This window comes from Finegoldia sp. P3-F-LR, from assembly GCF_052932165.1.
Genome location: NZ_JBRFJE010000026.1, coordinates 1 through 21,834, shown reverse-complemented (window position 1 = coordinate 21,834; position 21,834 = coordinate 1). Strand labels below are relative to the sequence as shown.

The following is a 21,834-nucleotide window of genomic DNA, read 5'->3' as shown; positions in this document are numbered from 1 at the left end:
ACTCCTTCAGGTGTATCCGCCCATCTTCCTTCTCTGTACAACTGTACGCATTCTTTTTTAAATTCATAACTATATTTCATAAAAATACCCTCCTTACTGGTTTGTCCAGTAAAGAGGGTACATATCAGTCTTGTGATCCCATTTTTTATTTGGAAATTAGCACACAGCCAAGACTGTTTCGGATCAAAAAATCAGAAAACTGATTTGCACGAATATCTGACTTACGAAAATAAATCGCTATACAAACATACGGAATAAAAGTCGTAACACGCATCGTCTGGCTTACGTAAATTGGCAAATTCTAATCTCGAAATTCTAAAATCTCAAACTCGTGCTACGCACTCAAACAATGAGATTTTTTAACGAATTTCTTCGATTGAATTTGACGCAATTTTCTCCAGATGACTCGCTTAGTTAAAAGCTTATTAGAGTACTAATTGTAATTTTAACAGCAGTAATCTGATTGTTTCACTGACAAGGGATACACAACTCATCATCTACTCCAAAAATGAGTATATTTTAACAAAATACTTGACAAAAAATAGTGTAGGGAGTTAGAATGAAATCGTAATCATAAATATTCAGGAGGATACAATATTGCTGGAAGTTATCATCAAATACTTGATAATAATTGTACTTGTTTTTTGTCATGAAATGGGACATATTTTAATGTGTATTATTTTCTTTAAATGTAAAGATTGGAAAATAGATATGGGACTTGGTAAGGTTTTATTTGAAACTAAAAGACTTATTATAAGACCTATAATTGTTGTTGGGAAAATACTCCCACAGTTAGATTGGGAATATTATAATAGCAAGAGCAAATTACAAAAAATAATGATTCCATTAGGTGGACCATTATTTAATTTAATAGTACTGATTGTTACAATTCCATTACTAATAAGTGAAGGGAAAATGATAGCTGGATATTCATATCTTTTTCAAGAATCAATAAAGTTTTTGTTGCGATTTAATATGGCACAACTTTTCTGGACTTTGTTACCAATTTATTATAAAAGAGATGTTCCTAGCGACGGTAGAAGAATAATTGAAATAATTAAGAACTAATTTATAATTGTATAATTTACATAATCGAGGTTAAAATGTTTAATACACTAATGATAGTCGTAATATCTTATTTTGTTTATCAAATTTCTCAACTCTTACATGAGATGGGACATGCTATTGCTTATCGCTTAGCTTATCAATCAAAGAAATGGAGAATTGAAATCGGAAGAGGCAAACAAATATTGAAAACCAAAAGGTTTAAAATACATTTAATTCCCGCCGATGGAGCATGCTACTTAGATGATGATTATGAAGATTGGTATTACAAGAAAAATTTGATCGTGTTTTTGGCGGGACCGCTTGTTAACATCATTTTGTTTGTATGTATGATTCCTTTTATCTATGATATCAACCATTCCGCTGATGTAGGTAGTTTTTACCGAAATATAGTATTTATTACATTTTATGTTAATCTCTGGAAGGCTTTTTTTAGCTTATTACCAAAAGAATACGAAGGTACTAGAGCAAAACAATCTGACGGACTACAATGCCTAAATGCAATAAAAGGAATGAAAAAAACAACGAAAATCTGATACTATTAAACACACCAAAAATCCCTTGCCACACGACAAGGGATTGATTATTATAATTTGGCTCTATCGTCATCTGAGTTCATCAACAATTGATAAACTTGGATTTCTCCGATTAACTTTAACTCTTCAAAACCACGACGGCGAAGTTCGTCACGATCGTGTTCGTTTTCGTAATTTGCATCTGTTTTGAAATAATTTTCCAAAATCTCTGACACTTTTTCCTTATTATTTGCGTTTTTAAGTACTTCTTCTCTAATATACATAACCTACCTCCTACACTTGTTGTTATCTTACATATAATTATACCCCAAAAACGCACAAATCTATCTTATAATATTAACGCCATTTTCGATCACGTATTTCAAATCACAATTACTCAACAAACCATTCATCCACGCACCTCGGAATTCATCGTAAACTTCAGAAGATTCTCCATAAATGTAATACTGTTCGTGCACATCAATTCTCTTAATCCAACGGAACTCTCCATCATTTGATTCCACCGGCAAATTCGCCATATCACAAGGCATACCGTCCAAGAATTTATCGGACATAAATTGGAACGCATCAGAAGCATCGCCCGAGAAATCCTCCTTCGCACCAAAATCATAAGCGATTTTAAGAGCATCTTCAAGCTTTTCTTCTTTTTTAAGCTCACTCAAAACCCTCGCCAAATTATCCTCGACGATTCCAACTCTCACCTGCAACCATCCGTGAATATTGTCCGTGTCAATCAAATCCTCCAACGCTCCACGTTCAATATTTTTCAAATCGACATTTTCATCCAACAACTCACTCATCTTGCGTGTAATCTCATCAACGTAATTTATCTTATCGAACATTATATAATGAATTTTTCCTAAAAATCTTGACATACTATCCCTCCATTTTTTGATTATATTATACTGATAAGAGTTACAATAGTCCGTAACCATTGTTACGTGGTATAATTAAATTGAAAATAAAAAATCGCAGAATTAGCTCATAAACCAAAGAAAAACTGGTCGTTCACACTCGAAAATTCAAATTCAAAACATCGTAAAATAATAAAAAAACATAATATTGCAATAATATTGCGACATAACACAATAAGTGATTAAAAACACAAGAAACATACAACATATTGACTTCGAAATAAAAAATATTGAATAACAAATTGCATAACTATTCTGCAAAATATATACACAAAAAGATTTTTGTAAACTTATTGTAATATTTGAACTTATGTAGTATAATGAGCTTAAACTAATATAGTAGTGTGATAAAGGAAACTTTATGAATAGCAAAAGATTGGATAATTATTAACGAATATTCAATTTAAGAATGTGGTGATAAGTTTTTGTTCAATAATGCAACAAAACTTAACACTGTTATATTTAACAAATATAATAATGTTTTCACGAAATCACAACAAGACACATGATTATAACTACTAGAAATAGTAGCTAAAATAAAAGGTAGGCGTTGAATTTACCGAACCTAACGCTTGTGGACATTGTCCTTGGGAAATTTTAGGACAGTGGACGAAGCAAGAACACTGATTTAATAAATTGGTGAAATTCGATTGTTGACCACCCTTTTTGGGTAAACAATAACTAAGGAATGGCAATATAATTGCTTGGAAACGAATTTGATTTAAATAGCATTGAATGCAAAAAATTTAAAAGGAGGAGACAAATTCCACCCTATTAGGGAAGTTTCCATTGTCATGATATTATGAAAATTAATAAAAAATTATTAATGGCTGCACTTGCAGGTGCAATTGTAGTTGGTGGCGGAGTTAACACTTACGCAGCTGATGAAGGAATTCCAGAAAAGGTAGACGATTCAGGAAATCCAATGTTTGAATATCCAGACTTTGATGATCAAGCAAATCCAAGATTTGAAACAGAAAACAATGAATTTGAAGAAGAAAAAGATGTTTCAGATAATTGGTTTAATCCAGCAGAACATCCATTTGAAGAAACTGAAAAATCTGAAACTGGTGATACAGACCCAGAAAAAGATCCAGAAAAAGATCTGGAAACAGATCCAGAAGAAAACAATGAAAACGGATATAAAACTGAAGCAGCAGCAAAAGCAGCAGCTGAAGAAGCTTTAAAGAATGATAAAATTAATAATTCATTCAAAATAACTCAAAATCTTAAGGGAAGATATATTTATTCTTTGTTTATAGATACTGATAAACAAGAAACACCAGAAACACCAGAAACACCAGAAGAACCAGAAGAAAACAATGAAAACGGATATAAAACTGAAGCAGCAGCAAAAGCAGCAGCTGAAGAAGCTTTAAAGAATGATAAAATTAATAATTCATTCAAAATAACTCAAAATCTTAAGGGAAGATATATTTACTCTTTGTTTATAGATACTGATAAACCAGAAGACGACACTGAAGAAGAAAAACCAGAAGTACAAGACGGATATAAAACATATAAAGAAGCAGAAGAAGCAGCTAAAGAAGCTTTGAAAAAAGATAAAGTAAACAATGCATACGAAGTAGTAAAAGGTGCGAATAACAGATACTACTATGTATTAAAGATTGAAGACAAAGAAGACGAAGAAAAACCAGAAGAAAAACCAGAAGTACAAGATGGTTATGCAACATATGAAGAAGCAGAAAAAGCAGCTAAGAAAGCTTTAGAAAATGATGAAATAAACAATGCATACGAAGTAGTAAAAGGTGCGAATAACAGATACTACTATGTATTAAAGATTGAAGACAAAGAAGACGAAGAAAAACCAGAAGTACAAGACGGATATGCATCATACGAAGAAGCTGAAGCAGCAGCTAAGAAAGCTTTAGAAAATGATCCAATTAATAAATCATACAGTATTAGACAAGGCGCAGATGGAAGATACTACTATGTATTATCACCAGTAGAAGCTGAAAATCCTGAAAAACCAGTAGAACCATCAGAACCATCAACACCTGATGTACCATCAAACCCATCAACACCAGATGTTCCATCAACTCCAGATGTACCATCAAATCCATCAACACCAGATGTTCCTTCAAACCCAGAAAAACCTGGCGAAGGTGAAAAACCTGGTGAAGGTGAAAAACCTGGTGAAGGTGAAAAACCTGGCGAAGGTGAAAAACCTGGCGAAGGTGAAAAACCTGGTGAAGACAAAAACCTGGTGAAGACAAAAAACCTGATGAAAACAAAAAACCTGTAAAAGAAAACACTGATTCTCCAAATAAGAAGAAAGAAAAGGCTGGATTACCAAAAGCTGGTAGCGAAGCTGAAATCTTAACATTAGCAGCAGCAGCTTTATCAACAGCAGCAGGTGCTTACGTTTCTATCAAAAAACGTAAATAATTAATCTTAGATAAAAAATAGATTAATATAAAAAATGGGACTTGTTATAAGTCCCATTTTTGATTGCAATGAAACTGATACAAAAAATGTATCAGTTTTTTTATTTATGCTTATTTTCTTGTGAGTATGTCCAAGTTTGTCGTATAATCATCTATCAAAAGTCTGGCGAGTTTCGCTTTTTGGATTTTGTCTTCGATGCTTTTCTTGGATTCCAGTGTTGTGATTTTTTGATTATTCGCAAGTATTATGTGTCCTGTTTTTATTTCTTCGATGGATTCGATGTTGAACAGTCCATAACTTCCATCGTTTTTGGATATTGGTTTTCTTACTTTGATCATGCAGTACGTTCCGTTTTTAAAACAAATAGGAGGGTTTTTGGTTATGTTCAAGGATTTTTTGATTAATTTCTTGGCCTCTGTGATGTCTAGTAATTGGTTGCGGGCGATTTTTTTGATGCAGCAATCCAATGAACAATAATTGGTAGTGGTGAAATCATTAAAATAAAGTTGGACTGCATTGCCGATATTGTCTACGTATATCGGAATGATTGCTTCTAATTGTTTCATTGGTTCTCCTTTTATTTTATGATAATTTTATTATAACAGAACATACGTTCCTGTTCAAGTGTTTTCAATTTGAATTTACAATGAATTGGTTTGTTTTGTGAAGAATGATGATGATTTTTTACAAAATAATCGAATAGTTCACGCTATTACTATCTGTTTTGGTGTGGTTTTTCGTTTCATTCTTAATTTATAAAATCTTCTGGTCGATTGTAAAATTGAGAAAAAGGAGATGAAAATCATGAATTACAAAGAGATAGATTATATTGTGAACAACAAAATTTTGGATGATGAGAGAATTTATAAGGCTTTTGAGCCTTTGATTATTAGTAGTATCAAAAATTATTACGATAGGACGGATATTTTCGAAGAGCTTGTTGATGATGGCAAGACTGAGATTATGTATGCGATTATGGAGTATGATGGTTCGAAGAATGTTCCGTTCAATTATTATTTGAAGCAGAGGTTGAGGTTTTTCTATTTGAAGAAGAATCCTAGAAGAAGTGTTCAGTCGTTGAATTTTACGAATGAGGATGGTGATGAGGTGATGAATTTGATTGAATCTGATGAAAATATCGAACAGGATTTTGAGGATAGGTTGGAGATTAAAAAGCTTTATGAGAAGGTGCGTAAGCTTCCCGATAAGCAACAGAAGATTATTTACGAGAATTTCCTTAGAGAAAAAAGTGCGAGGGAGATTTGCAAAGAATTGAATATGAAACAGTCGACATTCTACAATACGAGAAGCAAGGCTTTGGAGAATTTGCGCAAGATGTATTGAGCTTTGGGTGTGGAGTGGTGGGTTAATATAGATGGAATCGGTGCGGTTCCATTTTTGTTTGCGTGGAAATATTTAATTGTATGCGTTGTGGTGCGTGAATTTTCGTGATTTGTGGTATATTATAATAAGTATATATTTTAATGAGGGGGACAAGGTGGATATTTTAGAGTTGATGCACAAGAGGCATTCTGTTAGAAAATACATAGATGAAGAGATTGATAATTCTGTGAAGAAAATTATTGAACAGAAGGTTGATGAGGTTAATCGTGAGTCGAGTTTGAATATAAGGGCTGTGTTTGATGACAAGGAAGGTTTTAATTCAAAGCTTGCAAAGTACGGAAAGTTTGAGAATGTGAATAATTTTCTGATTATGAAGGGTGTAGGCAATGATTTGAGCGAGACTTGCGGATATTACGGCGAGAAGCTTGTGATGGAACTGATGAATTTGGGTTTGGGTTCGTGCTGGGTTGCTCTTACATATAATAAGAAGAATATTAGAAAATACATAGAGCCAAACGAAAATTTGGTGATTGTGATTGCGTTCGGAATTCCAGCAAACTGGGGTTACAATCGCAAAAGCAAACTTCCAAAACAAGTGTCAAATGTGAATGAAGATTCTCCACAATGGTTCAAGGATGGTGTGGATTGTGCTTTGAATGCCCCGACTGCGATTAATCAACAAAAATTTATGTTGACTTTGGTCGATGATAAGGTGAAGGCGAAGGCGAAATTTGCTCCGTCAGCAAAGGTCGATTTGGGAATAGTGAAATATCATTTCGAGGTTGGATCGGGTAAGGATCATTCTATTTGGATATAAAGATTTATCATGAAAATCAAAAAAATAATCAAAAGTCAAAAATAAAACTAAAAGTCAAAGAAATTGCAAAGATTGCAAATACTATTGATTATGCGCTCGTAAGGGTGTATAATAATATCAAGGTCAAAGAAAGTCAAAAACAAATTACGGGAGGTTTTTTATGGAATATAAAGATTATTACAAAGTTTTGGGGGTGGATAAAAAGGCGAGCTCCCAAGAAATTAAAAAAGCATACAGAAAACTCGCCAAGAAATATCACCCTGATTTAAATAAAGGCGATGAGAAATCACAGGAAAAATTCAAGGAAATCAACGAGGCTTACGAGGTTTTAGGCAACGAAGAAAAACGTAAAAAGTACGATATGTTTGGCTCCAATTATAATTTCCAAGGAGGACAAAACTTCGATCCGAATGCGTACGATTTTGGAAACTTCGGAGGATTTGGCGGCTTCGGCAAGAATTCTGGTTCGTACACTTATACAACTGGTGGCAGTGGCGGAGGATTCTCGGACTTTTTCAACGCGTTTTTCTCAGGTGGACAAAGTAGCGGCGGTGGATTTTCCGACATTTTCGGCGGATTCAAAGGCGGTGGAAGAAAATCACAACCAAGGCAAAGATACGACACGGACATTTCAGTTTCATTATCAGATATCTACAACGGTTTAGAAAAAAGATTGGGACTTATGATTGGAGATAAAAGCGTCAACTTGAATTTGAAAGTTCCAAAAGGAATTTTGCCTGGTAAGAAAATCAAGGTCAAGGGCGAAAAATTCGGAGTTGACGGGGACATTTATGTGAAGATTAACTTGGTTGATGTGTACAACAAGCTTGAAGATCACAATATCATCAAGAAGGTTGAACTTAAACCATGGGAAGCTTATTTTGGTAAATCTATCAATGTTGAAACGATTAGTGGCGAAAGAATCAAGGTTAAGATTCCGAAAAACATCAAGGCTAATCAAAGAATTAGGATTAAAGATAAGGGATTTGTGGATATGAAAGGCGTCAAGGGTGATTTGTACCTTGAAATTTCTATCGTAAATCCTACAAAATTGAACGAAGAACAAGAAGAATTATACAAAAAATTATACGATATTTCTGAATAATGTTAGGAGGTAAGAATTATGGATTTAAATAAATTCACACAAAAATCTGTTCAAGCAATTCAAGATGCGCAAAATACTGCGATAAAGTTGGGCAATCCAGAAGTTACGGATGTTCATCTAAGTTATGCGTTGTTGTCTGACTCAGATTCAATAGTTGCAAAGACTATCCAAAAATTGGGCGCAGATTACAAAAAAATCGTGAGCGCTTTTAATCAAAAAATAGATTCTCTTCCTAAAAACGACAGTCAATCGAGTGTGTATCCAAGCACTGCTTTTCAAAGAATTTTGTTGAAAGCAGAGGACGAAGCAAAGTCCATGGGCGACAGTTTCGTGTCAGTAGAACACATTTTTATGAGTATTTTGGGAGAAAAGAACACTGTTAGCGCAGTTTTGTTGAAGGATTTTAATGTCAACAAGCAAAACTTCTCATCTAATTTGAAGGATTTGAGAGGAAATCAAAAGGTAGATTCTGACAATCCAGAAGATACGACTGATGTGTTGACAAAATACGGTCGTAACTTGACTGATTTGGCGAAGGAAGGAAAGCTTGACCCGGTTATTGGTCGTGACGATGAAATCAGACACAGCGTTAGGATTTTGAGTCGTAGAACTAAGAACAATCCAGTGTTGATTGGTCAACCTGGTGTTGGTAAGACTGCGATTGTGGAAGGTTTGGCGCTTAGAATTGTCAACGACGATGTTCCAGAAACTTTGAGAAACAAATCTATTTTTGCGTTGGACATGGGAAGTTTGATTGCCGGTGCGAAATTTAGAGGAGAATTTGAAGAAAGATTGAAGGCTGTTCTAAAAGAAGTGGCAGAATCTGATGGCAAAATCATTATGTTTATCGACGAAATTCACACTTTGGTCGGAGCTGGAAAATCAGAAGGCGCAATGGATGCTGCAAACTTGTTGAAGCCAATGTTAGCACGTGGTGAAATAAGAACAATCGGCGCTACAACTTTGGATGAATACAGAAAATACATCGAAACAGATGGCGCATTGGAAAGAAGATTTCAAAAAGTTTTGGTTGAAGAGCCTTCAGTTGAAGACACGATTTCGATATTACGTGGTATCAAGGACAAATACGAGATTTATCACGGAATTAAAATCACTGACAATGCTGTAATCGCTGCGGCAACTTTGTCTGACAGATATATTACGGACAGATTTTTGCCAGACAAGGCTATTGATTTGATGGACGAAGCAAGTGCGATGGTTAGAACTGAGATTGATTCTATGCCTGAAAGCATCGACGAAACTAAAAGAAAAATATTGCAACTTGAAATCGAACGTGCTGCTTTGAACAAAGAAGACGATGAGATGAGCAAAATCAGACTCGAAAATTTGGAAAAAGAATTGCAAGATACTAAAAACGAGTTTGATGCGATGTATATGGAATGGACTCAACAAAAATCCAAGGTAGACGAAATCAAGGACACAAAATCTGAAATCGAAGCCGTTAAACACGAAATGGAAGAAGCACAACGAAAATACGATTTTGAAAAATTGTCTGAGTTAAAATACGGAAAATTAGTCGAACTTGAAAACAAACTCGAAGAATTGAACAAGAAAATGGACGAAGATGACAATTCTATAATCAAAGAAAGCGTGACTGAAGATGAAATTGCAGAAGTTGTAAGCAAATGGACTTCAATTCCTGTGACAAAATTGGTGGAAACAGAACGTGACAAGATTTTGAATATGGACAAGTTGTTGCACAAACGTGTTGTGGGACAAGATGAAGCAGTGACTGCTGTGACTGATGCAATCATCAGGGCTAGAAGCGGTTTGAAATCGCTCAACAGACCAATTGGTTCGTTTATATTCCTTGGACCAACTGGTGTTGGTAAGACAGAACTTGCAAAAGCTTTGACTGAAAATATGTTTGATGATGAAAAGAATTTGATTCGTATTGATATGTCAGAATATATGGAAAAACACGCAGTAAGTAGACTTGTGGGAGCTCCTCCAGGATATGTTGGTTACGATGAAGGTGGTCAACTAACTGAAGCTGTCAGAAGAAAACCATACTCAGTAATATTGTTTGACGAAATCGAAAAAGCGCATCCAGATGTATTCAACATTTTGTTGCAAGTTTTGGATGACGGACGTTTGACTGACAACAAAGGTAGAACTGTCGATTTCAAAAACACAATCATCATCATGACAAGTAACATTGGCTCGATGGATTTGATTGAAGGAATCGACGACAACGGAAATATTTCTGACGAAAGCAGAAATTCTGTAATGGACGAATTGAAATCCAGATTCAAACCAGAATTTTTGAACAGAATTGACGATATCGTAATGTTCAAACCTTTGACTAAACAAGACATCTACAAGATTATCGAAAAACAAGTTTCATTGTTACAAAAACAATTGGAAGACAGACAAATCACCATCGAAATTGACGAATCTGCAGAAGATTTGATTATCGACAAAGCATACGATGTATTGTACGGTGCAAGACCAGTTAAGAGATTTATCGAATCCAACGTCGAAACAAAACTCGGACGTGAATTGATAAAAGGAACTGTGACTGACAAAGACACTGTCGTTATCACAAATGTAGATGGTGAATTGGGAATTAAAAAGAAATAGATTTTAGGAAATAGGCAACGGGGGTTGCCTATTTTTTGTTGCCAAAAGAGGTTTGATTAAAGGTAAAATCAGAAAACTGATTTGCACGAATATCTGTCTTCGGAAATTTGTGATTTCTAAATCTCAAAATCCTGAAATTTGAAGCTCGTGCTACGCACTCAAGCGGTCAAATTTCTGGCGGATTTTTTCGATTTGAAATCATGTAAATTTCCTACGAATGATATTCTTAGCAAATGCAGTAATCTGCTTTTGTATATCTACAAGGATAAAATGATTAATTCTAAAAAATAAATAAAAAAATAGCAAGACTTAAAACGAGGGAGAGGCAGAATTTGGCATAATTTTCTCCAGATGACTCGCTTAGTTACGAGCTTTTATTATGAGTGCTGCAAAAAAATAGGCAAGCTTTAAGATGGGAGAAGGAGATTTAATAAATTCTGTGTCGCGTAAAAAGTGGATTACCGATTTTGCTAAGAATATCATCTGGAGAAAATAACTAAAAATCCAAGCGAAGTGACCCGTTAAAAAATCTCACTCGTGCCAGCCGGAGGCGCACTTGAGATTTTAGGGTCACGAGCTTGAGGATTTTTTTATTTTCGTAAGTCAGATATTCGTGCAAATCGGTTTTCCACTTTTTGTAAGCATTTACGAAATCTCAATCTTGCGACCCATCTACACCCACCTTATAGCAAAAATCAACATTTCTTGTTACAATATTATTAGAGACAAATGATTTATGGCGTAAAATTATAACACGAGGAGTGACAATGAAGGTAAGAAAAGCGGTTATTCCTGCGGCGGGTTTTGGTACGAGGATGCTTCCTGCATCGAAATCTGTTCCGAAGGAGATGCTTCCAATCTACGACAAACCAACTTTGCATCATATTGTAAAGGAGGTTGTGGATTCTGGAATTACGGATATTTTGATTATTATAAGCAAGGATAAGGGATCTATCGAGGATTATTTTGATGTGAATTTCGAATTGGAATACGAATTGAACAAGAAGTCTTCGGAGATATCACGAGAAATTCACGAGCTTTCGAAGATGGCGAACATTTACACTATTAGACAGAAGAAGAAAAACGGGCTTGGCGATGCGATAAAATACGCGGAAAGTTTTGTTGGTGATGAGCCTTTTGCAATTTTGTTGGGTGATGATATTATTTACAATACTTCTGATGAGCTTCCTTGTATCAAACAAATGGCTGATATTTACGAAAAGGAAGAGACGCCGGTTTTGGGTGTGCAAGAAGTTTCGTGGGATGATGTTGATAAGTACGGGATTGTGAATGGTGTGAAGACTTCGGATAGAATTACTGAGGTTGAGTCGTTGGTTGAAAAACCAAGCCGCGATGAGGCTACAACTAACTTGGCGATTCTTGGAAGATACATTGTAACGCCAGATATTTTTCCGATTCTTCACGAAACAAAACCTGGCAAGAATAACGAAATTCAATTGACTGATGCTTTGAACAAGTTAGCCGAAAAACGCAAGATGATTGCGTATGATTTTATTGGCAAGAGATATGATGTGGGTAACAAGCTTGGTTTTGTGAAGGCTACGGTTGATTTCGCACTTCATGATGACAAAATAAAGGACGAATTGTTAAAGTTTTTAAGGGAAAAATAATTATTAGCTATTGGCACAAGGTGTCAGTAGCTTTTTTTATTGGAAAACAATTTATTGTGATAAAATAAGACAGAGGTGTGTTATGAATATTGCAATCGTAGATGACGAAGAAAATATGAGAAATTTGTATAAGAAATACTGCGAAGAATGGGCGGATATCAACAAAATCGATTTGAAGACTAAGCTTTTTTCATCTGGGGAAAATTTTATGTTCAATTACGATGACAATGATTATATAGATATTTTATTGTTGGATGTTGAGATGAAAAAAATTAATGGCGTGGAATTATCCAAGAAAATTCGTGAGAAAAATTCCGATATTCAGATTATTTTCATCAGCGGTTATCCAGAATATATCGGATACGGATATGATGTCAATGCTTTGAATTTTTTGATTAAGCCTATAAAAAAAGAGAAACTTTTCGAGCTTTTGGACAAGGCGACTAATCAAATGAACAACAAGGATAAGTTCATTATAGTAAAGAACGACGGGGTTAATACGAAGATTTTATTGAAGGATATCTTCAGTTGCATTTCGGACAAAAATTACGTGGATATTTTCGCACAAAATAAAAGTTACAGAGTTAGGATGACGTTGACACAACTATTGGATATGCTGGATGACAGATTTTTCAAGGTGAGTCGTTCTGAAATTATTAATATTGAAAAAATCGCAGAAACTAAGAAGGATTATGTTTTGTTGGAAGATGATAGTAAATTTTTGTTGTCAAATGCGAAGTTCAACGAGCTTAACAGAAAAATTATTGAGTTTTATTAGGTGAGATATGAAATTTTTAAGTAAAATTAGGATTTTATTTTCGAAAAAAGATATTTTTGAATATCAACAACAACTGTTGAACACGCATTATCAAGAAGTGGAGAATATGTACCGCGATATCAGAAAATTTCGCCACAATTACAGAAATCACTTGCAAACTTTGCGCTCTTTTGTTGCTGAAAATGATATGGAATCTATCAAGAACTACTTGGATAATTTGGATGAGAATTTGCATTCAATAGCACCTGTGATTAGGACGGGAAATAGGATGGCGGATGCTATTTTGAATTCCAAAATAACTATGGCGACTAATGAAAACATAAAATGCATCGCCGACTGCAAGATTTCGAATATTTTGGATATAAAAGATATAGATTTGGCGACGATTATCGGGAATTTGTTCGACAATGCGATTGAATCGGTGAGAAATTTGCCAGCAGAGGACAGGTTCATCAGGATTTATATGGATATGAAGGGCAATAAATTATACATTTCATTTACTAACAAGACAAGTAGCAAAAAACAGGAGAAGTTTGGCAGAATTTTCAAATCGACAAAGGGCGAGAACAGAGGACTGGGGCTTATCAGTATTGACGAAATTGTTGACAAATACGACGGTTACATCAACAGAAATTCAGAGGACAATGCTTTTACGACGGAGATTTTGATATAGTCATCCCTGTTTTTGATGTGCTTATCCCTAAAACGTAAATACGAGGATATTTCGGTTAATATATTATTGGGAGGTAATTATGAAGAAAAAATATTCTACAAATGATAATATTAAATTTATGTTCAATCTTGCGTGGAACAACCAAAAAAGTTTGATTTTCATGCTGATAATTATGGCTATCACAACTGCTGGGATTGATATTTTACAGTTGTACTTTACTCCACAAATTATCAAAATGGTTGAAAGCTCACAAGATTTCAGAACGATTATGCTTACAGTTGTCGTGTTTGCGGTCTTGATTTTCGTCTGTTCAGCGACAAAAGAGTCGTTGGATTTGAGGATCTTGCCAAAGAAAATCTACATAAGAATTCTTCTAATGAATCAATGTATTGAAAAATTCTTGTCGATGGATTACGAGATGATTTTGGACAAAAATGTGTTGGATATGTCCGAAAAAGCGAACGTAAATTTAGAAGGAAATGATCAAGCTACAGAACACATCTGGATTACGATGAAAGACATTTTGTATTTACTAATCAGCACAAGTGTGTATTTGATTTTACTTGCAAGGCTTCCTATTTTCATAATTTTGGTGTCTATTATCGCCAGTTTGATTAGTTTTCTGTATTCAAAAAAACTTAAACAATGGAAGTATGATAACAGGAAAACTCAAGCTAAGTTTGAAAAGGAATTCAACTATATTAATTCGGTTAGTAGTCACAAACACGCAAAAGATATTAGAATGTTTGGGCTGGTAAATTGGCTGGAAGATATTTACGACAGCGTTTTTGTCTTGTACGATGATTTCTTGAATAAAATGGGAAATAAAATGTTGATGGCAGATTTCTTGGATTGCGTGTTCAACCTTTTGAGAAATTCCATTACATATTATTATTTGATAAATTTTGCAGTAAATGGCAAGATCGATGCCAGTATGTTCTTGTTGGCTTTTTCTGCACAAACAAAATTCGGATACGATGTTCAAAGATTGTTCAATTTTCTTAGTGTGCTTTTTATGGAAGCAAAGGACATCGCAACTGTAAGAGAGTTTGTGGATTTGGAAGAAAAGTTCAAAAAAGACGGAGGAATCGAATTAAATCCCGACGAGGATATTACGATAAAATTCGAAAATGTGGGATATAAATATCCGGGTAGCGACGAATTTGTATTGAAGAATGTGAACTTCCAAGTCAATCCACAAGAAAAGGTCGCAGTAGTTGGACTTAACGGCTCTGGTAAAACTACGTTGATTAAACTTTTGATAGGATTTTTGGATCCAACAGAAGGTCGTGTGCTTGTCAATGGAATTGATTTGAGAGAACTCAACAGAAGAAAATATTACGAGATTTTCTCTGCAGTGTTCCAAGATTATTCGATATTGCCTGAAACAATTTACATGAATGTCACACAATCAAAGTCCACAGATGATGTGGAAGGCGTGGAAGAAGTGTTGAAGTTGGCAGGACTTTACGACAAAGTTAAGGAATTTCCGGATGGAGTATTCAACACGATTGAAAAATATATCTACCAAGATTCACCGGTTTTATCAGGTGGGGAAACACAAAAGCTACTTCTTGCAAGAGCTTTGTACAAGAATTCTAAGTTTTTGATATTGGACGAGCCGACAGCAGCGCTTGACCCATTAGCAGAAAAAGATTTGTACAACAAATACAATGAACTAACGAAAAACCACACATCGATTTTTATTTCTCATAGAATGGCTTCGACGAGATTTTGTGATTACATTTTGTTGATTGGAAATAAGGGGATTGAAGAGCGAGGAACTCACGAGGAATTGATGCAAATAGGTGGAACGTACAAGTATTTGTTCGACACTCAAGCGAAATATTATAGGGAGGACTACAATGCAAAAGAATCTTAAACTATTCAAAGATACTTGGAGTGTTTTGTGGAAAAATTACAAAAAGCTTATTCTCAGCTACACTCTTAACTGTTTATTCTCAGCTATTTTCCCTTTAATTAGCATTTACGCATCTGCTAGAATGATAGACGGAATCGTCAACAAGATGCCTGTGCAATTTGTAGGTAAATGGGCAGTAATTGCGTTGTTGTCAGTGTTTTTCATTCAAGTTATTCTCGCTTTGACCAACAAAATCCAAAACACATACAAGGACAAGAAATACGAGATATTTTTTCATATTTTATCCAAAAAATACAATGAGTTGGATTACAAACAATCCCAAGACACTGATATTATTGGAGAAAAATCTAATATAGAACAAAATGTAAACATAGGTGAATTTGGAATTTTAAGAGTGATGTATATCTACGATATGATATTGGAGTCTTTTTTGGCGATGATAGGTAGTTTGGTGTTGTCGTATCAATTTTTCGTTACAAGCTGGAATGCTCCGGAGAGATTTTCGTTTCTGAATAGTGCTTGGACAAATGTTTTGTTGGTTGCAATGGTTGTATTTTTATCGTGGATTTCACAGAAATTTAACGCAAAACAGTTTGAAATTTGGAATAAGATAAATGAAGAAGGAAAATTTGGAAATAGAGTATTTACATTTTATTCATGGAGAATGAGAGAACAAGACAGAGTGCTTGACACTAGAATGTATAGTCAATATAATATCGCGGCCAATATGCTCAATGAATGTGGGATTTTTAACCCTGGTGGAGTTTTCGACAGAATTATGTCCACAGAAGGTGTCAAATATAAAATACTCAGCGAATTTTTCTCGAAATTACAAGTTTTGTTGATTTATCTTGTCGTAGTATCCAAATCATTGCTCGGAGCTATTTCAATCGGAATGCTTAGCCAATATTTGGGAAGTTTGATAAATTTTACGAGCAACTTGTCGAAATTCTTGGAAGGAGTTGCATTGTACAAAGGTAACACTCCGTACGCAGAACTTACGATTGATTATTTGCACAAAAAATCGGAGTTTTACAATGGAAGTTTGACTACAGAAAAAAGATCCGACAAAAAATACGAAGTCGAATTTAAAAATGTCAGCTTCAAATATCCTGGAACTGACAATTGGATATTGAAAAATATCAATTTGAAATTCGACCTTGGGAAAAAATTGGCGATTGTAGGGCAAAACGGTTGTGGCAAGACTACTTTTGTGAAGTTGTTGATTAGATTTTACGATGTTACTGAAGGGGAAATCTTGTTGAATGGAATTAACATCAAAAAATACAGATACGATGAGTATTTGAAAATATTCTCGGTTGTATTCCAAGATTTTAATTTGTTCGCATATCCATTGGAACAAAATGTCGCTTCTGGAATGGATTACGACGAAGAAAAAGTAGTTCAATCACTTAAAGATGTTGGGATGTACGATGATGTTCAAAAATGGGATAAGGGAATCCAAACTTATCTGTACAAAGATATCGACGAAAATGGAATCAGCGTTTCCAAAGGTCAAGAACAAAAAATCGCCATTGCAAGAGCGTTGTACCAAGACAGTCCGTTCTTGATATTGGATGAACCGACTGCGAGCCTTGACCCTATAAGTGAAGCTGAAATTTACGAGAAATTGGGCGAAATAATCAAAGATAGAACTGCGATTTTTATATCTCATAGGTTATCTAGTTGCAAATTCTCCGACAAAATTATCGTGTTCGACAAGGGAAAAATTGCTGAAACTGGAGATCACGACAGCTTAATAAGCAAGAACGGAATGTACAAAAAATTGTGGGATGCACAAGCGGAGTTTTATGTTTAAAAATGAAAGTTCCTTCTAAATATGTGGTATAATTTTTGTTAAGGAGGAAGGTATGAATAAAAAGAAGTTATTGATAGCTTTTCTACTAGCGTTTTCAATGACAACAGGAATTAGTTATGCCGAAGAAGAAATTATTTCACCAAAAGTTGAAATAAATGACGAACAATTAAATCCCGAAAATAGTTCAAAACAAGAAAATTCTACAGAAAAAGCTGACCAAGCAGAAAAAAAGGACGAAGAACAACCAAATGAGCAACCAAAAAAGGAAGAACACAAGGAAGTTCTTACGGACAAAAACGTAGCTGAAAGAGTCGAAGGACATGACAGATTTGAATCTGCAAATAAGATTCACGATGAGTTTTTCGACAAGGCAGAAGAAGTTGTACTTACATCAAGCGAAGTGTTCGCAGATGCGATAAGCTCTGGCAACATCACTGACGGCAAGATGCCGATTTTGTACACTGAAGGTTCAAAGCTAAACGAAAAGACTAGAGAACAACTTAAAAACAGAAACATCAAAAAAGTTCACATCATTGGTGGCGAAAAGACAATCAGCAAAGATGTTGAAGAATTTTTGAAAAAAATGGGAATTGAAGTTGAAAGGATCGACGGACATGACAGATACGTTGTCAACGTAAAATTAGCAAAGAACAAGAAAGATGCGGACACATTGGTGTTTGCTAGTGGAGAAAATTATGCAGATAGTTTGAGTTCGGTTGGACTTGCAAACAAAACAAAATCTCCAATTCTTCTAGTACAAAAAAACACACTACCTACATCAATCAAAGAGTATTTATCATCAATCGATAAGACAAAGATTTTAAAAAGTTATATCGTAGGTGGAACTAACAGCATTAGCGATTCTGTAAAAGCAGAAATCGACAGCATTCTTAATTTGAAATCCACAAGGATTGCAGGTCATGACAGATACAAAACAAGCGTTGAAGTATCCAAAATCGCTTATCCAAACGTCAAAAAAGCTATATTTACAACAGGAGAGGTGTATGCAGATGCATTAGCAGCAGCTCCTGTTAGCCAAAAAATCGACGCGCCAATTGTTTTAGTTCCAAAAGACAACATTCAATTGGAAAAAGAAGCGAATTCTTCTAACAAAACTCAAACTCATGAAAACTACTTGAAAGGTTTGAATGTAGAAGAAAAATCTTATGTATTTGGCGGCGAAAAATCTATCTCTGATGATTGCTTCACAAATATTAAGAACGCATTATTAAAGAAAGAATTAATCAAAGTTTATAAAACTGATAGAAATGTATTCAGATTAAAAGATTACGTTGTTAATAACAAAGCTATCACTTTGTTAACAGAAATGAAAGACACAGCGAAAAAAGTAATCGATGTTGCAGTTAACAAGATTTTGAAGGTTGTTAAGGTTGAAGATAAATGGGTTAACTTATCATTCAATGGAATTAACGGCTGGATTAGACCGGAAGGATTCAAATATTACAATCCACAAGATTTTGGAATTTCACACATTACAGTTCCAAATATAATGAAGCAAATGAATCCAAAATCACAACGTGGAATTAAACAAAAAGCGGCACCAATTGGTTGCGAACCAACTGCAATGTATCACGCATTACAAGCAAAAGGTTATGCGTTAGATTACACTTACAACGAATTTTTGAATCAACTTCCTATGAACACTAACAATAACAACACAGGTTTTTCAAGAAATCCTTACGTTTGGGATGCTTATTACCACACAAGAGTTATGGCGACATATATGAATCCAGAACCAATGACTAAGTTTGCGAACAGATTTGCAAATGGAAAAGCAGAAAATATTTCTGGTTCAAATATGAGAGATATAATAGCGGAACTTCAAAATGGTAACACAATTATGTACTACGGAACATTAAGATGGGAAAAACCAAAATGGTCAACTAATGTTTACGGAAAGAGATTTTTCGCAAATAACCACGGAATTTGTATCAATGGATACGATCCAAAAACAAACAGATTCTACTTGGCAGACCCTTGGTACTCAAACGAAATCACAAAATCATACAGTGAAGTATCGGAAAATTATTTGTCAAGACAAATGGCAGTAGTAGTAAGATAGATGAATGGTCTCTTTTATAGGGACCATTTTTTATTTTTAGTAATAGCAAACTTCATGCACGAATATCTAGACTACTGAAATTGATGATTTCTAAATCTTAAAATCCTAAAATTTGAAGCACGCTTCGCTTACGCGGTCAAATTTTTGACGGATTTTTTCGATTTGAAACCAAAGCAATTTCATCCGTATGATATTCTTAGCATAAATGTTTGCTATATTTGAAAATCTTTTAAGTGAGGAACGATAAAATTGAAAACTTCATGCATGAAAATTGCGTTCGCTGAGATTATTGATTTCTGAATCTCAAAATTGGAAAAATTAAACACAAAATTGTAATAGTTTGTTATAAAAAAATTGTGGACTGTTTTAATAGGAAATAACGTCATAAAAAGATTTTTACTTTAATACATTTATGATGTATAATATAATTGCAAATACAAAAACGGTATCCATACATAAGGAAACCTAGTATTAATAATGAGAAGGAGAAAAATTATGAAAAACAAAAAGATTTTAGGATTAATGTTAGCAGGAGTAATACTAGCAAACATTGTTCCACAAGTGTCATTTGCAGCTAAAGGTGTGGATGTTCAAAGAATTAAAGGTAATAATAGATACGACACATCAATCGAAATTAGCAAGCACGCTTTTTCAAAGAGTGACAAGGTTGTCGTAGTTAGCGGCGAAAAATTTGCTGATGCATTGACTGCTGGAAACTTTGCTAATCAAGCACCAATTTTATTGACAGAAAAAGCAGGAGCATCTTCTGATTTGCAAAAAGAAATCGACAGACTTGGAGCAAAAGAAGTCATCATTATCGGTGGTAAAGGATCTGTATCTGAAAGTGTAGAAAAAACACTAAAACTTCAAGGTAAAAAAATCACTAGAATTTCAGGAAATGACAGATACGAAACATCAACAAAAGTAGCTGAAGCATTAAATGCTAAGAACAATATCGTATTGGCTAATGGTGAAAAGTTCGCTGATGCGTTGTCCGCAGCTCCTTACGCTATTTCAAAAAACAAAACTCTTGTATTAACTAACGGAAAAACCTTGCCAAAAGGCGTTGAAGCAAAAAACATCAGCACTATAATTGGCGGCAAAAATTCTGTAAGCATTAAAGGATTGGAAAATGTAGCAAGAATTTCCGGCAAGAATAGAAATGATACTTCAATAGAAGTAATGAAACAAATCGGTACAACTGAAAAAGCCGTTATCGCTGATGGAAGAGATTATCCTGACGCTTTGTCAGCAGCACCACTTGCAGTTAAAATGAATTCAGGAATTTTATTATCTGACGATTCTGCAATTGACAGCATAAAATCATTTATAGACAAAAATGGAATTAAGCAAGTAACTATAATTGGTGGAGAAAAATCAGTTTCAAAAATTCAATACGAAAAATTAACTGGCGAATATAAACCAGAAAAGAAACCAGAAAAGAAACCAGAACAAAAACCAAATACTGAAGGAAAAAGAGTAAAAGACACTAATCTTTCTAACTTCAATATCAACACACCTCTTTCATTAAGAGAAGAAGAATTAGCTAAAAAAATCAACGACTATCGTAAATCAAAAGGATTGAAGCCATTAAAAGTTTCTAAGTCATTGACATTTGTTGCAAGAACTCACAACAATGACCAAAACTTATACTATAACGAAAATTGGAAGGACAAAAGAGGAATACCAGCAAATCTTCACAGCTGGTCAAATCACGGAAAATGGAAACCAGTAATGTATACACCAGATCACAAATACCAAGAAGGTATGTGGAATAAACCAAAAGAATTGACAAACTTCAAAGTTGACGGATACGAAATTTCTGCGATGAGTGATTTCACAACAGATGATGCAGCAGCAAGAGCGCTTAATATTTGGAAGAATTCCCAAGGTCACAACGCAGTTATCGTTGGAGAAGATGACTGGAATACGATTAGTGTGATGGGAATTTCGATTAACGGTGGATATGCTGATATTTGGTTTGCAGATGAATCAAATGATCCAGCAGGATTCCATAAATAAAATTTAGGGAGGCTTTGGGCCTCTCTTTTAGTACCATAAATAGTGTAAGAAAGGAAGTAATTCCTATCTTGCACTATTTTTGTATAATGAAGAAGTAGTATGACGAGCCTCTTTTAGGGTTGAAACATCCGCCACAAAAACTGTCAACTACC

The 21,834-nt window shown here is 34.5% G+C and carries 17 protein-coding genes and 1 pseudogene; 15 read left to right on the top strand and 3 right to left on the bottom strand.

From position 1 onward, the window contains the following. Positions 1 to 597: 597 nt before the first annotated feature. Both ACU68U_RS08475 and ACU68U_RS08470 read left to right on the top strand, forming a co-directional pair. The gene (locus ACU68U_RS08475; protein WP_446763141.1) at positions 598 to 1,068 is read left to right on the top strand and encodes a site-2 protease family protein; all 471 of its coding nucleotides are present in this window, start codon (positions 598 to 600) and stop codon (positions 1,066 to 1,068) included. Between the two features lie 35 nt (positions 1,069 to 1,103). After that, positions 1,104 to 1,601 carry a M50 family metallopeptidase gene (locus ACU68U_RS08470; RefSeq protein ID WP_446763140.1) on the top strand — a complete coding sequence of 166 codons (498 nt, stop codon included), beginning with the start codon at positions 1,104 to 1,106 and terminating at the stop codon, positions 1,599 to 1,601. Between the two features lie 50 nt (positions 1,602 to 1,651). Here the strand turns inward: ACU68U_RS08470 and ACU68U_RS08465 are convergent, their stop codons facing one another. Both ACU68U_RS08465 and ACU68U_RS08460 read right to left on the bottom strand, forming a co-directional pair. Next, positions 1,652 to 1,864, bottom strand: a complete 213-nt coding sequence (locus ACU68U_RS08465; RefSeq protein ID WP_316511013.1) for a hypothetical protein — start codon at positions 1,862 to 1,864, stop codon at positions 1,652 to 1,654. A 60-nt stretch (positions 1,865 to 1,924) separates the two neighbouring features. Next, complete coding sequence (locus ACU68U_RS08460; protein WP_446763139.1) at positions 1,925 to 2,476, bottom strand: hypothetical protein; 552 nt, start codon at positions 2,474 to 2,476, stop codon at positions 1,925 to 1,927. Between the two features lie 841 nt (positions 2,477 to 3,317). Between ACU68U_RS08460 and ACU68U_RS08455 the strand changes: the two genes are divergently transcribed. Together ACU68U_RS08455 and ACU68U_RS08450 are read left to right on the top strand one after the other, a co-directional pair. Beyond that, entirely contained in the window at positions 3,318 to 4,781 is a 1,464-nt protein-coding gene (locus ACU68U_RS08455) for a DUF5633 domain-containing protein (RefSeq protein ID WP_446763138.1), read from the top strand. A 35-nt stretch (positions 4,782 to 4,816) separates the two neighbouring features. Then, positions 4,817 to 4,924: pseudogene (locus tag ACU68U_RS08450) on the top strand (LPXTG cell wall anchor domain-containing protein); the annotation flags it as partial. A 110-nt stretch (positions 4,925 to 5,034) separates the two neighbouring features. Here the strand turns inward: ACU68U_RS08450 and ACU68U_RS08445 are convergent. After that, on the bottom strand, positions 5,035 to 5,490 hold the full coding sequence (locus ACU68U_RS08445) for a hypothetical protein (protein WP_446763137.1): 456 nt from the start codon (positions 5,488 to 5,490) through the stop codon (positions 5,035 to 5,037). Positions 5,491 to 5,728: 238 nt separating this feature from the next. On the opposite strand from ACU68U_RS08445, the gene ACU68U_RS08440 reads away from it, so the two are divergent. From ACU68U_RS08440 to ACU68U_RS08390, 11 genes are all read left to right on the top strand, one after another. After that, positions 5,729 to 6,268: a sigma-70 family RNA polymerase sigma factor gene (locus tag ACU68U_RS08440; RefSeq protein WP_446763136.1), complete on the top strand. Its 540-nt coding sequence runs from the start codon at positions 5,729 to 5,731 to the stop codon at positions 6,266 to 6,268. Positions 6,269 to 6,422: 154 nt separating this feature from the next. Continuing rightward, complete coding sequence (locus tag ACU68U_RS08435; RefSeq protein ID WP_446763135.1) at positions 6,423 to 7,085, top strand: nitroreductase family protein; 663 nt, start codon at positions 6,423 to 6,425, stop codon at positions 7,083 to 7,085. Positions 7,086 to 7,245: 160 nt separating this feature from the next. Next, positions 7,246 to 8,190: a DnaJ domain-containing protein gene (locus ACU68U_RS08430; RefSeq protein ID WP_446763134.1), complete on the top strand. Its 945-nt coding sequence runs from the start codon at positions 7,246 to 7,248 to the stop codon at positions 8,188 to 8,190. 18 nt (positions 8,191 to 8,208) lie between these two features. Next, positions 8,209 to 10,794, top strand: a complete 2,586-nt coding sequence (gene clpB / locus ACU68U_RS08425) for an ATP-dependent chaperone ClpB (protein ID WP_446763133.1) — start codon at positions 8,209 to 8,211, stop codon at positions 10,792 to 10,794. Between the two features lie 767 nt (positions 10,795 to 11,561). Continuing rightward, positions 11,562 to 12,425, top strand: a complete 864-nt coding sequence (galU, locus tag ACU68U_RS08420; protein ID WP_446763132.1) for a UTP--glucose-1-phosphate uridylyltransferase GalU — start codon at positions 11,562 to 11,564, stop codon at positions 12,423 to 12,425. Between the two features lie 82 nt (positions 12,426 to 12,507). Continuing rightward, the gene (locus ACU68U_RS08415; RefSeq protein ID WP_446763131.1) at positions 12,508 to 13,203 is read left to right on the top strand and encodes a LytR/AlgR family response regulator transcription factor; all 696 of its coding nucleotides are present in this window, start codon (positions 12,508 to 12,510) and stop codon (positions 13,201 to 13,203) included. A 7-nt stretch (positions 13,204 to 13,210) separates the two neighbouring features. Further along, the gene (locus ACU68U_RS08410; RefSeq protein ID WP_446763130.1) at positions 13,211 to 13,876 is read left to right on the top strand and encodes a sensor histidine kinase; all 666 of its coding nucleotides are present in this window, start codon (positions 13,211 to 13,213) and stop codon (positions 13,874 to 13,876) included. Positions 13,877 to 13,955: 79 nt separating this feature from the next. Continuing rightward, positions 13,956 to 15,758, top strand: coding sequence for an ABC transporter ATP-binding protein (locus ACU68U_RS08405; RefSeq protein WP_446763129.1), 1,803 nt, complete (start codon positions 13,956 to 13,958; stop codon positions 15,756 to 15,758). Further along, positions 15,742 to 17,577, top strand: a complete 1,836-nt coding sequence (locus ACU68U_RS08400) for an ABC transporter ATP-binding protein (protein WP_446763128.1) — start codon at positions 15,742 to 15,744, stop codon at positions 17,575 to 17,577. Before ACU68U_RS08405 ends, ACU68U_RS08400 begins: the two co-directional genes overlap by 17 nt. Positions 17,578 to 17,629: 52 nt before the next feature. Next, positions 17,630 to 19,660 (top strand): cell wall-binding repeat-containing protein, encoded by a 2,031-nt coding sequence (locus tag ACU68U_RS08395; protein ID WP_446763127.1) that lies wholly within the window; start codon positions 17,630 to 17,632, stop codon positions 19,658 to 19,660. A gap of 495 nt (positions 19,661 to 20,155) precedes the next feature. After that, on the top strand, positions 20,156 to 21,682 hold the full coding sequence (locus ACU68U_RS08390; protein WP_446763126.1) for a cell wall-binding repeat-containing protein: 1,527 nt from the start codon (positions 20,156 to 20,158) through the stop codon (positions 21,680 to 21,682). Positions 21,683 to 21,834: the final 152 nt, after the last annotated feature.